We start from the raw sequence: 1,936 nt of genomic DNA, 5'->3' as shown, positions 1-1,936 counted from the left end.
GCCTGTCGCTGGGCCCGACGTTCGGCGAGACCGCCGGTGACGTCGTCGAGCGGGCGGCGCAGGAACAGCAGCGACAGGCTCAGCCCGATGAGGGCGGCGAAGATCGCCGCCAGCCACGGGAGCTCCTGGAACACCGGGAACAGCAGCAGGATCACCAGCGGCACGACGAAGGCGAGGAGTCGCAGCACCGTGTAGACGAGGGCCGAGCGTGCGCGCATCGTCCCAGTCTACGGCGGCGGCCACGGGGGCCTTCCCGGGTCGTTCGACGGTGGGCCAGCTCGGCGGCGTCCGGGCCGCCCCGCCGTGGACGCACGTAGAATCGGTCCATGGCACGGCTGCTTCTCATCCTGGCGCTCGTGGCGACCGTCTTCTGGGTCTACACGATCGTCGACTGCGCCGTGCAATCCCCTTCGCGTCACCGCGGTGTCAGCAAGCCCGCGTGGATGGCCATCGTCATCCTGCTGCCGGTACTCGGCGGCATCCTGTGGTTCCTCATCGGTCGGGGTCGCGCCGGCAAGCCGGTCGTCCGCCGGGCACCCGACGACGATCCGGAGTTCCTCGGTCGCATGACCCCCTCGGCGCGTGCCGAGCAGGACGAGCGCATCCGCCGCCTCGAAGAGGAGCTTGCGCAGCTGGACTCCGAGGCCGACGACCCGGCCCCGCCGAAGAAGTCGGCCGACCCGGGTGACGACCCGCGCAAGCCCGGCGACGACGACACCCGCGGTCAGCGCGGCGCCGTCGGCTGACGCCGTGACCTCGCCGAACGGTCGCTCCGCCGCGCCCGCCACCGACGCCGCCGCGGCGCTGCTCGCCGGACTCGTCTCGCGGGGCGTGCGTCACGTCGTGGTGAGCCCCGGCTCGCGCTCGCAGGCCCTCGCCCTCGTCGCCGCCGACCTCGAGCGAGCCGGGCTGATACACCTGCACGTGCGCATCGACGAGCGCGTCGCGGGCTTCACCGCACTGGGCATCGGACGCGAGAGCGGGATGCCGGCCGTCGTCGTCTGCACCTCGGGCACGGCCGTCGCCAACCTGCTGCCGGCCGCTCTCGAGGCGCACCACGCGGGCGTGCCGCTGGTGCTGCTGACGGCCGATCGCCCGCCGGAGCTGCGCGGCGTCGGCGCCAACCAGACGACGCGCCAGCCGGGGCTCTTCCGCTCGGCCGCGCGTCTCGAGGCCGACCTGGCCGTCCCCGATCAGACCGACGACGACGGCGATGCGGTGCAGACCGCCGACCTGGACGCGCTCGCGGCCGAGGCCCTGGCCGCCGCTCTGGGCGAGGGTGCACGCGTCCCGGGGCCCGTGCACCTGAACGTGCCCCTGCGCGAGCCGCTCGCGGGCGCCGCCCCCTCGTGGCTCGCCGCGCGCGCGGCATCCCCCGCTCTCCCGGACGAGCCGAAGGACGACGGCGACGACGTGTCGGGCGCGCTCTACCAGGGCGGCGGCGGGATCGGGCGCGCCGACGTGGCCCCCGACGCCGAGGCCGCCCATCGCCTCGAGACGGGGCCGCGCACCATCGTGGTCGCGGGGGCGGATGCCGGGGCCGCGGCCGAGCAGCTCGCGCACGACGGCGGCTTCCCCCTCGTCGCCGAGATCGTCAGCGGCGCGCGCTTCGGTCGCCAGATCGTGCACGGCTACCGGGGCCTGCTGAACGATCCGCAGCTCGGCGGACGCATCGAGCGGGTCGTCGTCTTCGGTCGCCCGACGCTCAGCCGCGAGGTGACGCGCCTGCTCATGCGCGCCGACGTCGAGGTGCTGGCCGTCCGCGGACCGGGCGAGCCGATCAACCTCAACGGCACGACGTGCGCCGTCGACGCCGTGCGGGTCGCCGGCGGCGCCGACCGCGAGTGGCTGGGGGAGTGGATGCGCGCCTCGCGCGCCGCTGCGGTCGATCTCTCGCCGCCCGCCCCCGACGCCGACGGACTCGCCTCGGCCGTTC

At 75.2% G+C, this 1,936-nt stretch carries 3 protein-coding genes; 2 read left to right on the top strand and 1 reads right to left on the bottom strand.

Features of this window, described 5'->3' with window-relative positions:
- A partial coding sequence (locus DBR36_RS13315; RefSeq protein WP_108320145.1) for a DUF4229 domain-containing protein occupies window positions 1–218 on the bottom strand: 218 nt, incomplete at its 3' end.
- A 108-nt stretch (window positions 219–326) separates the two neighbouring features.
- Here DBR36_RS13315 and DBR36_RS13310 point away from each other — a divergent pair.
- Both DBR36_RS13310 and menD read left to right on the top strand, forming a co-directional pair.
- A complete protein-coding gene (locus tag DBR36_RS13310) occupies window positions 327–746 on the top strand; it encodes a PLD nuclease N-terminal domain-containing protein (RefSeq protein ID WP_108320141.1) in 420 nt (139 codons plus the stop codon).
- A 4-nt stretch (window positions 747–750) separates the two neighbouring features.
- Window positions 751–1,936, top strand: a 1,186-nt coding sequence (gene menD, locus DBR36_RS13305; RefSeq protein WP_258222846.1) for a 2-succinyl-5-enolpyruvyl-6-hydroxy-3-cyclohexene-1-carboxylic-acid synthase, incomplete at its 3' end; no start/stop codon positions are given.

The organism is Microbacterium sp. HMWF026, from assembly GCF_003061325.1.
GTDB classification, from domain to species: Bacteria; Actinomycetota; Actinomycetes; order Actinomycetales; family Microbacteriaceae; genus Microbacterium; species Microbacterium testaceum_E.
Note: the sequence above shows the minus strand (reverse complement) of the source record. Positions and strands in the feature narration are given on the sequence as shown.